Source organism: Pseudomonas sp. Irchel s3a10 (genome assembly GCF_900187525.1).
GTDB classification, from domain to species: domain Bacteria; phylum Pseudomonadota; class Gammaproteobacteria; order Pseudomonadales; family Pseudomonadaceae; genus Aquipseudomonas; species Aquipseudomonas koreensis_G.
On sequence record NZ_FYDR01000006.1, the window covers coordinates 263339 to 278474 of the forward strand.

Here is a 15136-nt window from a genome sequence, read left to right on the forward strand (position 1 = left end):
TGCGATCTTTTGACCTTGAAAATCAAAAGATCGCAGCCTGCGGCAGCTCCTACAGTGGGTCTTGAAGGATGTTGAATTTCATGACGGTCACTGGCAGGTCTTCGTAAACCAGATCCTCGACCACCTCCCACCCCAGCCGCGCATACAGCGATTGCGCGGCGTCGGTGTACAGATACAACTCGGTCACGCCCAGCGCCGCCGCTTCATCGACGATCCTGTTGACCAACTGCGAAGCAACCCCGCGTCCACGCTCCTCGGCCTTCACATAAACCCCGGCCAGCCAAGGCGTCAGTTCGGGACGGATCTTCATGTCGCTGTCGATCAACAGCGCGCCACCGAGCAAGCGGCCGTCTTCAATGGCCACCACCGCGCTGGGAACCGCACCCTTGCCGCAGGCCGCGCGCATCCGTTCGGTGCGGGCTTCAAGAGTATCGCCGTCACGGAATTCGCCCCATTCCTTGAAATTGAGAGTAGCCAGTTCCTCAATCAAATGGGGGTGATCGCAAAGGTAGTCGATGTGCATGGGTTGAACTCCATTTCGTGGGCAGAACGACCACCCTAATGCGCTCATAAAAGGTAATCAAATCCGCGTCACGATTACGCCGATGCGGTTGCGCAATGACGCGGCTGACCTAAGCTTCTGACAAGGCGAAACATACTTGCCGGGCACGACCCCGGAACAATCGCCGCGATGCGCAATCATTAGAGCGTGGATATCAAAAGGAGATGCGCATGCTCATCAGGTCACTGACCCTGACACTCTTGCTGGCGATTGCCGGCCCCTTGTTCGCCGCTGACAACGACTCGCCCATAGCCGGGGATATGGGACGGGCCCGACCGTTGATCGTGATCGCACAAAGCACCGTCGACCCGGTGTGGGTGGGGCTGAAAAAGTCGCTGGAAGATCCGGCGAACAAGAAGGGCGTCGCCGACCGCAACATCAAGGTCTACACCATTCTCAATATGGCCGGCCAGCTCGACGGCAAGGATCTTGGTCAGCAGGACACCATGGCCCTGTTGCGTTCGTTGAAGCTGGGCGCCGGGGCGTATCCAAAAGTCTTCCTGGTGGGCAAGGACGGCGAGATCAAGCTTTCGGCCTCGGGTGATGAAGCGAAGTCGGTGGACCTGAAGAAAATCTTCGACACTATCGACGCCATGCCAATGGCCGAGAAAGAAGCGGCCGCTGCAGCCGCCGCTCAGACCCCGGCCGCCGCTGAGTCTGAACCCGCCAAAGGTGTAAAGGGGGCCAAACCGGGCAAGCCTGCGAAACCGAGCAAGCCACCGCAGATGCCGGATGATTGATGGCGTGGCCTGAATCAGAAAAATGGGCGACCTCTGCAGGTCGCCCATTTTTATTGCCCGTCAAAAAGATCGCAGCCTGCGGCAGCTCCTACATGGGATCGGTGTAGGAGCTGCCGAAGGCTGCGATCTTTTGATTTTCAGTCGGTCAAAACGCTGAGGATCGTGTGAGCAATCTTCACCCGCTCCGGAATCGGAAAGTTCTTGTTCGCCAGAATCACCACGCCGACATCCTTCGACGGCACAAACGCCACGTAACTGCCAAAACCACCCGTCGATCCGGTTTTGTTCAGCAGCACATTATCCACCTGCGGCTGTGGCGGGTTGAGCCACTGCACCTTGTGCGGCTGCATGGCCATTTCCGTGCTGTTACCGGCCAGCAAGCGCTCGAGGCTGATCGGGTAACGGTACATTTCCCAGCCCAGACCCTGGGTCATGTCGCCGACGCTGTAATAACCGGTGTGGGTGTTGGCGATGGCTTGTTGCAGCGGGGTTTCCAGGCTTGCCGGTTTCAGGTTGGCCTGCACGTATCGCAGCATGTCGGCGGCGCTGGTTTTCACGCCGTAGGCTTCTGAATCCATTGCGCCCGGGGTGACGCGCACCGGTTGATTGTTCTTGTCGTAGCCCTGCGCGTACAGGTTCATTTGTGCTTTCGGCACCTGCAGGTAGGTGTGTTGCAGGCCGAGTTTCGGCAGCAGGGTTTCGCTCATCGCCTGATCATAGGGCTGGCCAAGGGTCTTGGCGGCCAGATAACCGAACAGACCCAGGCTCGGGTTGGAGTACAGACGCTGGCTGCCGGCCGGAAAGCTCGGTTTCCACTGTTGGTAATAGCCAAGCATCTTGTCGGCCGAATCCCACTCGGCCGGGAATTGCAGCGGCAGGCCGCCGGCGCTGTAGGTGCCCAGTTGCAGCACGCTGATGTTGTCGAAAGCGCTGCCTTTCAGTTCTGGCCAGAGCTGGCTGGCCTTGGTCGAGAGGTCCAGTTTGTCGGTCGCCTGCGCATAGCCGGCCAGGGTTGCGGCGAAGGTTTTGCTCACCGAGCCGATTTCGAACAAGGTGTTTTCGCTGACTTTCTGCCCGGTATCCTTGGCGGCGACGCCGTAGTTAAAGTAATGCGGCTGACCCCTGACGGTGATAGCCACGACCAGGCCCGGAACCTGCTGTTGCTGCATCACCGGGGTGACGGCTTTATTCACCAGGGCTTGCAGTTGCTCGTCGCTGGGCGTGGCAGCCATGCACGCGTTTGCAGCGAAAATTACGCCGAATGCGCTGCAGGAAATGACTTTGCTCGGGTTGATGAAGGACATGAGTGAACCACTCTCCATGAGTGTTGAGGGTGATATCCCGCTAGACTGCGGGCAATTGAAACGTTAGTCGACTGATCAGCGCCGACAATTTAGGCAGTCTGGCACTCGTCGACAAACGATGATATTTCGCATGAGCCATTAGAAAAATTTGGGACTGGGTATGATTCGACCTCAATTGTCGCTCAATGCACTGCGCGCGTTCGAAGCCTCGGCGCGGCATCTGAGCTTCACCCGTGCCGCCGTCGAGCTGTGCGTGACCCAGGCGGCGGTGAGCCATCAGGTCAAAAGCCTTGAGGCGCAGCTCAACGTCACCCTGTTCAAGCGTCTGCCGCGTGGGCTGATGCTGACGGGGGAGGGCGAAACCCTGTTGCCAGTGCTGACCACCTCGTTCGATCACATTGCGCAGATGCTTGAACGTCTGGCTGGAGGACAGTACCGCGAAACGTTGACCGTCGGCGCCGTGGGGACGTTCGCGGTCGGCTGGCTGTTGCCGCGGCTGGCGGATTTTCAGGCGAAACATCCGCTGATCGATTTGCGCCTGTCGACCCACAACAACCGGGTCGACGTCGCCGCCGAAGGGCTGGATTACGCGATTCGTTTCGGCGCCGGGGCGTGGCATGGGATCGAGGCGACGCGACTGCTCGATGCGCCCCTGTCGGTGCTGTGCGTGCCGGAAATCGCCCGGCAACTGCACACGCCGACGGATCTGCTGCAACAGCGCTTGCTGCGTTCCTATCGCACCGATGAATGGCCGGAATGGTTTCATGCCGCCGGCTTGGCGACTCACGTGGCGCCGCCGCAGAGCATTGTGTTCGACTCATCGCTGGCGATGATGGAAGCCGCGCTGCAGGGCAGCGGGGTAGCGTTGGCACCGCCGCTGATGTTCGCCCGGCAACTGGCGGCGGACGTGATTCGCCAGCCGTTTGCGATTGAAATCACCACTGGCAGTTATTGGCTGACGCGCTTGCAGTCACGGCCGGAGACGGCGGCGATGACGGCGTTCAAAAACTGGCTGCTGCAAATCTCTGTCTGACATAAATCCCCCCCGTGGGAGCGGGCTTGCTCGCGAAGGCGGCGTGTCAGTCAACTCAAATATCGACTGACACACCGCCTTCGCGAGCAAGCCCGCTCCCACAGGGGACAGTGGTGGACTAGAGATCAGGATTCAGCGCACCAGACACGGCCGCTTGTTATCGAACGTCCATCCCGGAATCAAAAACTGCATCGCCACGCTGTCATCCCGCGCGCCGAGGCCCATGCCTTTGTACAGTTCGTGAGCCTTGGCCAACTGATCCATGTCCAGCTCCACACCCAGCCCCGGTTTCTGTGGCACTTGCACGCAACCGTCGACAATTTGCAGCGGTGCCTTGGTCAGACGCTGGCCGTCCTGCCAGATCCAGTGCGTGTCGATGGCGGTGATGTCGCCCGGTGCCGCCGCCGCGACGTGGGTAAACATCGCCAGGGAAATATCGAAGTGGTTGTTGGAGTGCGAGCCCCAGGTCAGGCCCCACTCATGGCACAACTGCGCGACACGCACCGAGCCTTGCATGGTCCAGAAGTGCGGGTCGGCCAACGGAATGTCCACCGACTGCAACTGGATGGCGTGGCCCATTTCGCGCCAGTCGGTGGCGATCATGTTGGTCGCCGTCTTCAGCCCGGTGGCGCGGCGGAACTCGGCCATGACTTCGCGCCCCGAGTAACCGTTTTCCGCACCGCAGGGGTCTTCGGCGTAAGCCAGCACGTGATGTTGATCGCGGCACAGGCGGATCGCTTCTTTCAGTGACCAGGCGCCGTTCGGGTCGAGGGTAATTCGTGCCTCGGGAAAGCGTTCGGCCAGTGCCGTCACGGCTTCGATTTCCGCGTCGCCGCTGAGCACGCCGCCCTTGAGTTTGAAGTCCTGGAAACCGTATTTCGCCTGAGCCGCTTCGGCCAGACGTACCACCGCTTCGGCGCTCATGACCTTCTCGTGACGCACGCGGAACCAGTCGTTATCGGCATCCGGTTCGCTGCGGTAGGCGAGGTCGGTCTCGCGTTGATCGCCGACGTAAAACAGATAACCGAGCATCTTCACTTGGTCGCGTTGCTGGCCTTCGCCGAGCAACGCCGCGACCGGCACGTCGAGGTGTTGCCCGAGCAGGTCGAGCAGGGCGGCTTCGAGTCCGGTGACCGCGTGGATGGTGATGCGCAGGTCGAACGTCTGCAGGCCACGGCCGCCGGCGTCACGCTCGGCGAAGGTCTGGCGCACCTGATTGAGGATTTTCTGATAGTTGCCGATCGCGTTGCCGAGCACCAGGTTGTGGGCGTCCTCCAGCGTCTGGCGGATGCGCTCGCCACCGGGCACTTCACCGACGCCGGTGTGCCCGGCGTTGTCCTTGAGGATGACGATATTGCGGGTGAAAAATGGCCCGTGGGCGCCGCTCAAGTTGAGCAGCATGCCGTCGTGGCCGGCCACGGGAATCACCTGCATGTCAGTGATGATTGGCGCTTTGGCAGTGTCGTATGCGGTCATGTTTTTTATCCTTGTCAGCATTCTTCAAAACGAAATTCAGGCGTGCTTCGGCGCGGCTTCGGCCACGGCGAGGTCAGCAGCGGGTTTCGGGGTGGTGCGTGCAGCGAAGACGATGACCGCGGCGATGATCGAGGTCGCGGCCAGGCCGTAGAGGCCGCCCTGAATCGAACCGGTGTGTTCTTCGAGCAGGCCGAAGGTGGTGGGCGCGACGAAGCCGCCGAGGTTGCCCACCGAGTTGATCAGTGCGATCACTGCCGCGGCGATCCGTGCATCCAGATAGGCCTGCGGAATCGGCCAGAACAACGATGAGGCGGACTTGAAACCCAGCGCGGCAAAACAGATCGCGACAAAGGCGAAAATCGGCCCGCCGGTGGTGGACATGAACATCCCCGCTGCGGCGATCAGCAATGCGGTGGCGACCCAGGCTTGCTGGTGCTTCCACTTGGCCGAGAGCGAGGCGAAGGCGTACATGCCGACGATCGACAGCAACCACGGAATCGAGTTGAACAGGCCGACCTGGAAGTCACTCATCTCGCCCATTTTCTTGATGATGCTCGGCAGCCAGAACGTCGCGGCGTAGATCGTCAGCTGAATGAAAAAGTAGATCAGGCAGAACAGGATGATCTGCCGGTCCTTGAGCAGTTTGCCCATTGATGGACGGATCGGCGTCGCGGCTTCGCGGGCCTTCTGTTCATCGTCGATGGCGCTGACCAGTGCGTCCTGTTCGGCGCGGGTCAGCCATTTCGCGTCGTGGGGTTTGGCGTCTAGCCAGAACCAGACGAACACGCACAGCCCGACGGAAAACATCCCCTCGATGAAGTACATCCATTGCCAGCCGTGCATGCCAAGACCGTTGATCTGCAAGAGCAGGCCGGACAGCGGGCCGGAGATCAGCGAGGCCACCGCCGAACCACTGAGGAAAATCGCGATGGCCTTGCCGCGTTCGGCGCCGGGTAGCCAGCGGGTGAAGTAGTAGATCACTCCGGGAAAGAACCCGGCTTCGGCCACGCCGAGCAGAAAGCGCAGGATGTAGAAGTGCGTTTCGTTCTGGATGAACGCCATGCCGGCGGCGACCAGACCCCAGGTGAACATGATGCGGGTCAGCCAGATGCGCGCGCCGACTTTCTGCAGGAGCATGTTGGACGGCACTTCGAACAGTGCGTAACCGATGAAGAACAGACCGGCGCCGAAGCCGTAGGCGGCAGCGCCGATGCCCAGATCATGTTCCATGTGGGTGCGGACGAAACCGATGTTCACCCGGTCAATGTAATTGACGATGAACATGATCACGAAGAGCGGCAGGACGTGGCGTTTCACTTTCGAGATGGCGGACGCGAGTGTCGAATCGACGCCCTCGTTCATCCCGGAGACGGAGGTTTTCACTTGGTTTTCTCCCACTGATTATTTTTATGCGGGGTAGGGCTGAGTGTTGCGTTGTTGATAGACATCATACAACCTGATTTTTTTGTCCTACAAGTGGGGTGCAGCGATTAAATTTGTCTGGTGAACGAATTTTTTATTTCTTTTTGGTGTTTGGCCCAGTTTTTATTGGCTCTAGACGCACCCGTCAGACGCACTTCACGGTTCACGATCCAAATGTTCAAACAGGGCGTAGCGCTTGCTTGTTGCAGTTATTTTCTTTTGCATTGAGTGTTGTCATACAAGTTGAAGGCTGATTCGGCGCTAAAATCAAATCTCGTCAGCCACCGCGCAGTGCTACGATCGCCAAGCCCCGATCACCGGAACCGAACATGCAAGAAGACCTCGACGCTCCCGCCCGCAAACGTGCGCATAACCTTGCGCATGATCTGGTGGAAAAACTCACCCAGAGCATCCTGCTCGGCCAGCTGTCGCCCGGCGACAAACTGCCGTCGGAGAACGCCATCGTTCAGGAGCACGGCGTCAGTCGCACGGTGGTGCGCGAGGCGATTTCCAAGTTGCAGGCGTCGGGGCTGGTGGCGACGCGGCACGGCATCGGCACGTTCGTCATCGAGCGCGTCGCGGAGCAGGGCTTGCGCCTGAATGTCGACACCGCGCTCGGGGTGCGCAGCATTCTTGAATTGCGCATGGGCCTGGAGACCCAGGCCGCCGCGTTGGCCGCGCAACGGCGCAGCGAGCAGCAACTGCTGCAGATGCGCCAAGCGCTGGATGACTATCAGCGCTTGCTGGACAGCAATGACAGTTGTGTTGAAGCCGACCGACGTTTTCACCTGCTGATCGCTGAAGCCACCGGCAACGTCTGTTTCAGCGAAATCATGCAGCACCTGGGCAGCGCGATGATTCCGCGTCAGCGGCTCAATGCCGCCGAGCGTGGCGCGGCGGATTTGAGCAAGCTGGGGCAGTTGGCGCATCTGGAGCACGAAGCGATCCTGAATGCGATCAAGCGTCAGGATCCGGACGCGGCGCGCGCGGCCATGTGGCTGCACCTGACCAACAGCCGCGACCGCTTCGGTGCACAGGGCTGATTGCCGTTGGTCTGCTCGATGGCACGGGCTGCGCAGGCACGCTTCCAAGCTGTATGGCCCGGGTTTTCCGGACCTCCTTGGTGAGGTGTGTCATGGCTAATGATTTGCTGTTTCAAGGTGGTGTGCTGCCGACCGATCCGACCCGTCCGGTGCCTGGCACGGATGAGCCGACACTGGCCGATCACGATGCGCCGCCGGGCATGAGCCCCGGGCGTGATCCGTTGAGTGATGCCGATCGGCCGGAAGACTGGAAGGAACCGGCGGCGGACGATGATGATGTGCCGCCAGCGGATGAGCCGACGCCGTTGTCGGATGATCGCAGGTAGTGAAAACCCGGCCTTGGTGCCGGGTTTTTTGTGGGCGGTCAGCGGCAGGGTGTGTTGTTCATGCCGGCCTCTTCGCGGGCAAGCCCGCTCCCACAGTGGTCGGTGGTGGCATGAGATTTTGTGTTCGACACGCACAGCGGGTGATCAGGACAAGCGTTCAAACAGGATTGGTTGCTATATCGCGCATCAGCAGGCCAAAGCGCAAATCCACCGCATCCGGAATCGGCAGGTACACCGTGTGTCCATCCCCCGGCGCAACCTCGATCGCTTCACCCTTGGCACTCTGCAACTGGTGCAGATCGAAGTGGAAATTGCCCTTCGGAGTCATCAATTCCAGATGATCGCCCAAGGCAAAACGGTTCTTCACTTTGACCTCGGCCAACCGGTCGCGGCGCTCGCCGGTGAGTTCGCCGACGAACTGCTGACGCTCGGACACCGAGCTGCCGTTCTGATAATTCTGGTATTCGTCATGCACATGGCGACGCAGGAAACCTTCGGTGTAGCCGCGCTGGGCCAGTGATTCCAGATCGGTCATAAGGCTGCGATCGAACTCGCGTCCGGCCACTGCATCGTCGATCGCCCGGCGATAGACCTGGGTGGTGCGTGCGCAATAGAAGTGCGATTTGGTGCGGCCCTCGATCTTCAGCGAATGCACGCCCATGCGCGTCAGGCGTTCGACGTGTTGCACCGCGCGCAGATCCTTGGCGTTCATGATGTAGGTGCCGTGCTCGTCTTCAAATGCCGGCATCAACTCATCGGGGCGATTGGCTTCCCGCAGCAGGAACACCTGATCGGTCGGCGCGCCGATGCCCAGGGTCGGCTCCGGCTGGAAGGTCTGCACGATCTCGCCGAGCTGATTTTCCGTGGCTTGCTGCGCCGAATACTTCCAGCGGCAAGCGTTGGTGCAGGTGCCCTGATTGGCGTCGCGCTTGTTCATGTAGCCCGACAACAGGCAGCGCCCGGAGTAAGCCATGCACAGTGCACCGTGGACGAAAACTTCCAGCTCCATGCCGGGCACCTGTTCGCGGATTTCGCCGATTTCTTCCAGCGACAATTCCCGCGACAGGATGATCCGGCTCAGGCCTTGTTGCTGCCAGAACTCGACGCTCGCCCAGTTCACCGTGTTGGCCTGCACCGAAAGGTGGATCGGCATCTGCGGGAAGTGCCGGCGTACCAGCATGATCAGGCCCGGGTCGGACATGATCAGTGCGTCCGGAGCCATCTCGATCACTGGCGCCAGATCCTTGAGGAAGGTTTTCAGTTTGGCGTTGTGCGGGGCGATGTTGACCACCACGTAGAAACGCTTGCTCTGAGCCTGCGCTTCGCGAATACCGAGGGCGAGGTTGGCGTGGTCGAACTCGTTGTTGCGCACCCGCAGGCTGTACCGCGGCTGGCCGGCGTAGACCGCATCGGCACCGTAGGCGAAGGCGTAGCGCATGTTCTTCAGGGTGCCGGCGGGGGCGAGCAATTCCGGGGCGGCGAGGGGGAGGTCTGGCTTCATGGCGGCTTCGGTCGCAAAAGCGCGGCAGGGTAGTGCAGTGGCAAGTGCGGTTTATTGATCTGGATCTACGTTTGCGTGCGCGGAGTCGATCTGTGCAGAAAGGGCACAGATCATGTGCCGGTTTCACTGTGTTCGGTGCGGCGGTGGCTGCTTAGGATTCGCTTATCAAATCAACCGACGCAGGACTTTCCCATGCAGAACTTTACACGCCGCTTTCTCACCGCTTGTGCATTTTCCGGTGTATTGGCCAGCAGCGCAGCGATGGCCGACAACCACTCGACCATTCGGGCAATGTCAGGCGCTACACCGGTCGATCATTTGCCAGCCGGAAAGTCTGCGCTGGTGGTGATCGACTTCCAGAATGAATATTTCAGCGGCCGGATGCCGATCCCGGACGGTGCCGCTGCGTTGGCGAAAACCCGAGAGCTGATCACCTTTGCCGACAGTCACAAGATCCCGGTGTATCACGTGCAGCACATCGCGCCGGCCGGTTCGCCGGTGTTTGCCATCGATGGTCAGACCGTCAAATTTCACCAAGACATGCAGCCGCGCCCGCAAGACGTGGTGCTGCAAAAAAGCACCGTCAGCGTGTTCGCCAGTACCGACCTTGACCAGCAACTGAAAAAGGCCGGCATCCAGACACTGATCATTTCCGGCCTGATGACCCACGCCTGCGTGGCGGGTGCCGCTCGGGATGCCGCGCCTTTGGGTTACAACGTGATTGTCGCCTCCGATGCCTCGGCGACCCGCGCCATCACTCGGGCCAACGGCGTTTCTATCGACAAGGACTCCCTGCACAAAGCCGCGCTGGCGGAAGTCGAAGACACCTTCGGCGACGTGTTGAGCACTGCGCAGATCGTCAAACTGCCGGTGCGCTGATTAGCCGGGCTGCGTCGTCCAGGCAATCTATGCTCCATGAACAAAGATGGCACTCGCGCGCGCCCCGGCTGACTAAGGTTCGGGGCGTGCGAGACGCCTGACTGACATGGATCGGACATGAACGAAAAAACCCTGCAATTCAAATCCCTCACCGTGCTGTTGCTGTTGGTGACGGTCGCCTTCATCTGGATTCTGCTGCCGTTCTACGGCGCGGTGTTCTGGGCGGTGATTCTCGGCATTCTGTTTGCGCCGATGCAGCGCAAGTTACAGCTCAAATTTGGCTGGCGGCGCAACCTGACAGCGCTCTGCACTCTGGGCATCTGCCTGGTGATCGCGATTCTGCCGGTGATCATCCTCAGCATCCTGTTGGTCCAGGAAGGCGCAACGCTGTACAACAACATCGAAAGCGGCCAACTGGACATCGGTGCCTATCTGGCGCAGTTCAAGCACAGCCTGCCCCCGTACTTCCAGCATCTGCTCGATCGCTTCGGCATGGGCGAGCTTAACGGCGTGCGCGAGAAAATCGTCAAGGCGTCGATGCAGGGCAGCCAGGTGCTGGCGAGTCAGGCCTTCAGTTTCGGCCAGGGGACGTTCGAGTTCGTGGTCAGCTTCGGCATCATGTTGTACCTGCTGTTTTTCTTTTTGCGTGATGGCGCCGAACTGGTGCGCAAGGTACGCACCGCGGTGCCACTGGAAGAGAGCCACAAGCGCCGTTTGCAGTTGAAGTTCAATCGGGTGGTACGCGCGACGGTCAAGGGCAACCTGGTGGTGGCGGTCACTCAGGGCGCATTGGGTGGGGCGATTTTCTGGTTTCTCGACATCCCCAGCGCATTGCTGTGGGCGGTGTTGATGGGCTTTCTGTCGCTGTTGCCGGCGGTGGGTGCGGGGATTGTCTGGGCGCCGGTGGCGCTGTACTTCCTGCTCAGCGGGATGATCTGGCAGGGCGTGGTGCTGGCGCTGTTCGGGGTGTTTGTGATCGGCCTGGTGGACAACCTGCTGCGCCCGATCCTGGTCGGCAAGGACACGCGCATGCCCGATTACATGATCCTGATCTCGACCCTCGGCGGCCTCGCGGTATTCGGCCTCAACGGTTTCGTGATCGGGCCGCTGATCGCGGCGCTGTTCATGTCCAGTTGGGCGCTGTTCATCGAGACCAAACCGAAAGTCCAGTTGCCTTAGGCGTGGAACGGCGCACTGACCAACTTCTGTGACAGGGCCTGCGCCGCTGTCAGCGACGTGAGCGGGCCGCTGATCGGCTCGCCTTCGCGCACCAGATACCAGCAGGCGAGCAATCCCGACGCTCTGAGCGATGCGGGAACAGCGCTGCCGATTACCGACATGATTTGAACCTGAGCCATGAAAAGTACCTCCATCAATCTGTGGAGTTACCTTAGGGATTCGCTGCGCTCAGGAACAATCAACGCTTTTGATAGTGGTCATTGATCACAGTGAGGGCTGAATCAGTCGACAACCTGGTCGAGCATGTGCACCACTTCGCGCTCATTGAGCAGGCCCTTATGCACGAGATTCTCCGCCAGCAGCGAAAGAAACTTGGCGCAGCGGTGGCCTTCCAGGTGTTTCAGTTCAGTCAGCGCGCTGTACACCTTGCTTGAAGTGCACAGGCCGACGATGCGGTGCGGATTTTGTGTAGGCATGGGTCGTCCTTGTTTTTATCAACCTGTTGTTTACGGACGGATTCAGATTGCGGTTCCGTCATGACAAATAGATGACCGTTCTGTGTTTTGCCCCCAACGGTCAAGTCCATCATGCCGACTTTAGCTGCTGGAACTGTCCTCACAGCGACCTTGACGAGATTTTTTCAGACTTTGCCCGACCGACGGTCATAAAAAAGCCCCGCTATAAAGCGGGGCTTTTTGTTTGCGATTACCAGCGTGGGCCACCGTAGTAGCCGTGTGGCCGGCCGTAGTAGCCGCGTGGCGGGCCGTAGTAGACCGGGCCTGGCACATAAACCGGTTGTTGCACGTACACCGGAGCCGGCTGGTAGTAGACCGGTGGCGGCGGTTGTTGCACATAAACCGGTGCCGGTTGAGCGTAAACAGGCTGTTGCACGTAGACCGGCCGGTCCTGGTTGATCAATGCGGAGCCGATGATGGCCGAGCCGACGATCGCACCAAACACTGCCGGACCCTGCCAGCCACCGCCGTGGGCTTCTGCCTGACCTGTGATAGCGAATGCACCAATCAACAAGGCCACGATGGGGAGTTTACGAATCATGATAATTCCTCGGTTCTTCGACCCGGCGTCCGGGCCTGCACCAGGCCCAACGTTGTCGCGGGGATACTTCTATGACAGCGAAATTCTGAAAATCAGCACAGCCGTTCGGTAAATTTTGTGTAAGGTCTGTACCGGTTTCTTTACCGGCAGGTCAAAGGGGCTCGCAGCCCGTTGCAGACAGGCGCTTATGATCGTCCAGAACCCGATGGAATGGCTAACTCCGTCCATCCGAAAGTCCGTTTTGAAGGAGAAGTTTCATGCAGATGAATCCCAACAAAGACACCCAGCTGTGCATGTCCCTGTCCGGGCGCCCCGGGAATTTCGGTCTGCGCTTTCATAACCATTTGTACGAGCAGTTGGGCCTGAACTTCTATTACAAGGCGTTCAGCAGTCAGGACTTGCCGGGTGCGGTGGGCGGCATTCGTGCGCTGGGGATTCGCGGTTGTGGCGTGTCGATGCCGTTCAAGGAAGCCTGCATCGCGCTGGTCGATGAACTGGATGCGTCGGCGGCGGCGATCCAGTCGATCAACACCATCGTCAACACCCACGGCCACCTCAAGGCTTACAACACCGACTACATCGCCATCGCCCAGTTGCTGGAAACCCACTCAGTGCCAAAGGATACGAGGTTCGCCCTGCGCGGCAGCGGCGGCATGGCCAAAGCGGTGGCCAGTGCCTTGCGCGATGGTGGCTACAAAAATGGCTTGATCGTTGCGCGTAACGAGCGCGCCGGACGGGCACTGGCGGACTCGCTGGGCTATCGCTGGCAGGCTGAGCTGGGCGAAGAGCGGCCGCAGATGCTGATCAACGTCACCCCGGTAGGCATGGACGGCGGGCCGGAAGCCGGGCAACTGGCGTTCGAGCCTGAAGTGATCCAGGCGGCCGAGATCGTGTTTGATGTGGTGGCGATTCCGTCCGAGACGCCGCTGATCGTGCGGGGGCGGGCCGAGGGCAAGAAGGTGATTACCGGGCTGGAGGTGATTGCGATCCAGGCGCTGGAGCAGTTTGTCCTGTACACCGGGGTGCGGCCAAATGAAGAGCAGTTTGCGGCGGCGGTGGCATTTGCTCGCAGCTGATCATTGAGTTTTGCGCTGATCCATCGGGCCTCTTCGCGAGCAAGCCCGCTTCCACAGGTATCAGGTTGCAACACAACCAGGTAAGCAACCACAAATCCTGTGGGAGCGGGCTTGCTCGCGAAGGCCGCGACTCGGTTTTTAGTCGGTTGCCTATACTGCGGCCTCAGCAAGCCCAGACTTGCCCCTCATAAAAAACCTGATCGAGGCTCCCCATGCATCCGCCTATCCTCAACCTGCACCAGGTCGAACTCGAACCTTTACCCGAAGCCCTTGCCCCGGAAGGCGAAACGGCTGGCCGCTATCAACAACGCATGGCGCGCATTGGCCAGCAGCTTGGTGCGCAGAAACTCGGCTATCGGTTGTACGCATTGCCGCCAGGCATGCGCGGCAGTCCGTTTCACAGCCATCGGGTCAATGAAGAGATGTTTTATGTGGTGGCCGGGGAGGGCGAAGTGCGGTTAGGAGCCGAGCGCTTTGCGATCCGCGCGGGCGACGTGATTGCCTGCCCGCCGGGCGGCCGGGAAACGGCGCATCAGATCATCAACACCAGCGACGCGGAGCTGCGTTATCTGGCGGTCAGCACCCAGCAGCAACCGGATATCTGTGAATACCCGGACTCCAACAAATACGCGGTGATGGACAACTTCAAAGTCGATGACCAGGGCAATGCGTCAGGCTTTGTTGCCGTGGCGCGGCAGGCGGATGGAGTGGATTACTGGGATGGGGAGTAAATAGAGATCTTCGGCTTGGTATAGATCCTGTGGGAGCGGGCTTGCTCGCGAATACGGTGTGTCAGTCACAGTGATTTGACTGACACAGCCTCTTCGCGAGCAAGCCCGCTCCCACCATAGGACTGTGGTGATTATTCGAGACGCGCCAAACGCTCTTCCAGTGCGGCAATCCGTGCTTCCAGCTCTTCGATGCGTTCAACTGACACGCCGCTTGGCGCGCGTTCTCCCGGATTCTGCCGAGCCGCCAGAATCGCCTCGATATCCGCCGGATCGCCCAGCGCATGGGTGTAGCGGTCTTCACGCTGACCGGCCTGACGCGGAATCAACACCGCCAGCCCGCGCGCGATCAGGCGTTCGAGCTGATGCACCACTTGCTCGGCATCTTCGAAGTCGTGCATGCGGCCGCTGCGGGTCAGCAGCTCATTTACCGTCTGCGGGCCACGCAGGAACATCAAGCCAGTGAGAATCACCTGGGCCGGCACCAGTTCCAGCGCCTTGTCGAGCTTGTGCTCCCAGCGGTCGGCGCGACTGCCCATGACCAGTCTGGCGTAACCGTGGCTTTCCAGCGCGCGCAGGCTCTGGCCGACCTGGCCTTGAGTCAGGTTCATCACCGGCTCGCGGCTGGTTTTCTGATTGCAGGCCAGCACCAGCGCATTGAGGGTCAGCGGATAGGTTTCCGGGCTGGTGGCCTGTTTTTCGATCAACGCACCCAGAATGCGGATTTCCGTGGCGTTGAGCCGTGGTTCGTCGGTAGTTGTTTCAAGTTCTGTGGTCATCGCGCGTTCCCTCTGCAGTCGAAGGCGCCTAG

General features: G+C 60.1%; 17 protein-coding genes. 8 read left to right on the forward strand and 9 right to left on the reverse strand.

The annotated features are described in order from the left end of the window. Positions 1 to 49: 49 nt before the first annotated feature. Positions 50 to 523, reverse strand: a complete 474-nt coding sequence (locus CKW11_RS19175; protein ID WP_095138773.1) for a GNAT family N-acetyltransferase — start codon at positions 521 to 523, stop codon at positions 50 to 52. A gap of 209 nt (positions 524 to 732) precedes the next feature. Here CKW11_RS19175 and CKW11_RS19180 point away from each other — a divergent pair, with 209 nt between their 5' ends. Beyond that, positions 733 to 1302: a DUF4174 domain-containing protein gene (locus CKW11_RS19180; RefSeq protein WP_095138774.1), complete on the forward strand. Its 570-nt coding sequence runs from the start codon at positions 733 to 735 to the stop codon at positions 1300 to 1302. Between the two features lie 137 nt (positions 1303 to 1439). On the opposite strand, the gene ampC is transcribed toward CKW11_RS19180, so the two are convergent. Further along, complete coding sequence (ampC, locus tag CKW11_RS19185) at positions 1440 to 2606, reverse strand: class C beta-lactamase (protein ID WP_095138775.1); 1167 nt, start codon at positions 2604 to 2606, stop codon at positions 1440 to 1442. 160 nt (positions 2607 to 2766) lie between these two features. On the opposite strand from ampC, the gene CKW11_RS19190 reads away from it, so the two are divergent. After that, positions 2767 to 3639: a LysR family transcriptional regulator gene (locus CKW11_RS19190; protein WP_095138776.1), complete on the forward strand. Its 873-nt coding sequence runs from the start codon at positions 2767 to 2769 to the stop codon at positions 3637 to 3639. Positions 3640 to 3771: 132 nt separating this feature from the next. Here the strand turns inward: CKW11_RS19190 and gudD are convergent, their stop codons facing one another. Both gudD and CKW11_RS19200 read right to left on the reverse strand, forming a co-directional pair. Then, the gene (gene gudD / locus CKW11_RS19195; protein ID WP_095138777.1) at positions 3772 to 5115 is read right to left on the reverse strand and encodes a glucarate dehydratase; all 1344 of its coding nucleotides are present in this window, start codon (positions 5113 to 5115) and stop codon (positions 3772 to 3774) included. Between the two features lie 36 nt (positions 5116 to 5151). Further along, the gene (locus tag CKW11_RS19200; RefSeq protein ID WP_095138778.1) at positions 5152 to 6498 is read right to left on the reverse strand and encodes an MFS transporter; all 1347 of its coding nucleotides are present in this window, start codon (positions 6496 to 6498) and stop codon (positions 5152 to 5154) included. A 368-nt stretch (positions 6499 to 6866) separates the two neighbouring features. On the opposite strand from CKW11_RS19200, the gene CKW11_RS19205 reads away from it, so the two are divergent. Together CKW11_RS19205 and CKW11_RS19210 are read left to right on the forward strand one after the other, a co-directional pair. Next, entirely contained in the window at positions 6867 to 7580 is a 714-nt protein-coding gene (locus CKW11_RS19205) for a FadR/GntR family transcriptional regulator (RefSeq protein WP_095138779.1), read from the forward strand. A gap of 92 nt (positions 7581 to 7672) precedes the next feature. Then, positions 7673 to 7906 carry a hypothetical protein gene (locus CKW11_RS19210; protein WP_095138780.1) on the forward strand — a complete coding sequence of 78 codons (234 nt, stop codon included), beginning with the start codon at positions 7673 to 7675 and terminating at the stop codon, positions 7904 to 7906. 157 nt (positions 7907 to 8063) lie between these two features. Here the strand turns inward: CKW11_RS19210 and yegQ are convergent, their stop codons facing one another. After that, complete coding sequence (yegQ, locus tag CKW11_RS19215; RefSeq protein ID WP_095138781.1) at positions 8064 to 9407, reverse strand: tRNA 5-hydroxyuridine modification protein YegQ; 1344 nt, start codon at positions 9405 to 9407, stop codon at positions 8064 to 8066. Between the two features lie 192 nt (positions 9408 to 9599). Here yegQ and CKW11_RS19220 point away from each other — a divergent pair, with 192 nt between their 5' ends. Together CKW11_RS19220 and CKW11_RS19225 are read left to right on the forward strand one after the other, a co-directional pair. Continuing rightward, entirely contained in the window at positions 9600 to 10286 is a 687-nt protein-coding gene (locus CKW11_RS19220; protein ID WP_095138782.1) for a cysteine hydrolase family protein, read from the forward strand. Between the two features lie 117 nt (positions 10287 to 10403). After that, positions 10404 to 11465, forward strand: coding sequence for an AI-2E family transporter (locus tag CKW11_RS19225; protein ID WP_095138783.1), 1062 nt, complete (start codon positions 10404 to 10406; stop codon positions 11463 to 11465). Here the strand turns inward: CKW11_RS19225 and CKW11_RS19230 are convergent. The 3 genes from CKW11_RS19230 to CKW11_RS19240 form a co-directional block, all read right to left on the reverse strand. After that, positions 11462 to 11644 (reverse strand): hypothetical protein, encoded by a 183-nt coding sequence (locus CKW11_RS19230; protein WP_095138784.1) that lies wholly within the window; start codon positions 11642 to 11644, stop codon positions 11462 to 11464. The genes CKW11_RS19225 and CKW11_RS19230 overlap by 4 nt on opposite strands. Before the next feature lie 102 nt (positions 11645 to 11746). Beyond that, entirely contained in the window at positions 11747 to 11941 is a 195-nt protein-coding gene (locus CKW11_RS19235; RefSeq protein ID WP_025108897.1) for a hypothetical protein, read from the reverse strand. 229 nt (positions 11942 to 12170) lie between these two features. Then, the gene (locus tag CKW11_RS19240) at positions 12171 to 12521 is read right to left on the reverse strand and encodes a hypothetical protein (protein WP_007965394.1); all 351 of its coding nucleotides are present in this window, start codon (positions 12519 to 12521) and stop codon (positions 12171 to 12173) included. A 257-nt stretch (positions 12522 to 12778) separates the two neighbouring features. Between CKW11_RS19240 and CKW11_RS19245 the strand changes: the two genes are divergently transcribed. Both CKW11_RS19245 and CKW11_RS19250 read left to right on the forward strand, forming a co-directional pair. Then, positions 12779 to 13597, forward strand: a complete 819-nt coding sequence (locus CKW11_RS19245) for a shikimate 5-dehydrogenase (RefSeq protein WP_095138785.1) — start codon at positions 12779 to 12781, stop codon at positions 13595 to 13597. Between the two features lie 212 nt (positions 13598 to 13809). Beyond that, on the forward strand, positions 13810 to 14328 hold the full coding sequence (locus CKW11_RS19250; protein ID WP_095138786.1) for a cupin domain-containing protein: 519 nt from the start codon (positions 13810 to 13812) through the stop codon (positions 14326 to 14328). A 131-nt stretch (positions 14329 to 14459) separates the two neighbouring features. Here CKW11_RS19250 and CKW11_RS19255 read toward each other — a convergent pair whose 3' ends face one another. After that, entirely contained in the window at positions 14460 to 15104 is a 645-nt protein-coding gene (locus tag CKW11_RS19255; RefSeq protein WP_095138787.1) for a YceH family protein, read from the reverse strand. Between the last annotated feature and the right edge of the window lie 32 nt (positions 15105 to 15136).

Coding starts and splice junctions, on each gene's coding strand:
- CKW11_RS19250 (WP_095138786.1), top strand. CDS start 13,810: ATGCATCCGCCTATCCTCAACCTGCACCAGGTCGAACTCGAACCTTTA.
- CKW11_RS19240 (WP_007965394.1), bottom strand. CDS start 12,521: ATGATTCGTAAACTCCCCATCGTGGCCTTGTTGATTGGTGCATTCGCT.
- CKW11_RS19180 (WP_095138774.1), top strand. CDS start 733: ATGCTCATCAGGTCACTGACCCTGACACTCTTGCTGGCGATTGCCGGC.
- ampC (WP_095138775.1), bottom strand. CDS start 2,606: ATGTCCTTCATCAACCCGAGCAAAGTCATTTCCTGCAGCGCATTCGGC.
- CKW11_RS19255 (WP_095138787.1), bottom strand. CDS start 15,104: ATGACCACAGAACTTGAAACAACTACCGACGAACCACGGCTCAACGCC.
- yegQ (WP_095138781.1), bottom strand. CDS start 9,407: ATGAAGCCAGACCTCCCCCTCGCCGCCCCGGAATTGCTCGCCCCCGCC.
- CKW11_RS19210 (WP_095138780.1), top strand. CDS start 7,673: ATGGCTAATGATTTGCTGTTTCAAGGTGGTGTGCTGCCGACCGATCCG.
- CKW11_RS19205 (WP_095138779.1), top strand. CDS start 6,867: ATGCAAGAAGACCTCGACGCTCCCGCCCGCAAACGTGCGCATAACCTT.
- CKW11_RS19175 (WP_095138773.1), bottom strand. CDS start 523: ATGCACATCGACTACCTTTGCGATCACCCCCATTTGATTGAGGAACTG.
- gudD (WP_095138777.1), bottom strand. CDS start 5,115: ATGACCGCATACGACACTGCCAAAGCGCCAATCATCACTGACATGCAG.
- CKW11_RS19230 (WP_095138784.1), bottom strand. CDS start 11,644: ATGGCTCAGGTTCAAATCATGTCGGTAATCGGCAGCGCTGTTCCCGCA.
- CKW11_RS19235 (WP_025108897.1), bottom strand. CDS start 11,941: ATGCCTACACAAAATCCGCACCGCATCGTCGGCCTGTGCACTTCAAGC.
- CKW11_RS19220 (WP_095138782.1), top strand. CDS start 9,600: ATGCAGAACTTTACACGCCGCTTTCTCACCGCTTGTGCATTTTCCGGT.
- CKW11_RS19225 (WP_095138783.1), top strand. CDS start 10,404: ATGAACGAAAAAACCCTGCAATTCAAATCCCTCACCGTGCTGTTGCTG.
- CKW11_RS19245 (WP_095138785.1), top strand. CDS start 12,779: ATGCAGATGAATCCCAACAAAGACACCCAGCTGTGCATGTCCCTGTCC.
- CKW11_RS19190 (WP_095138776.1), top strand. CDS start 2,767: ATGATTCGACCTCAATTGTCGCTCAATGCACTGCGCGCGTTCGAAGCC.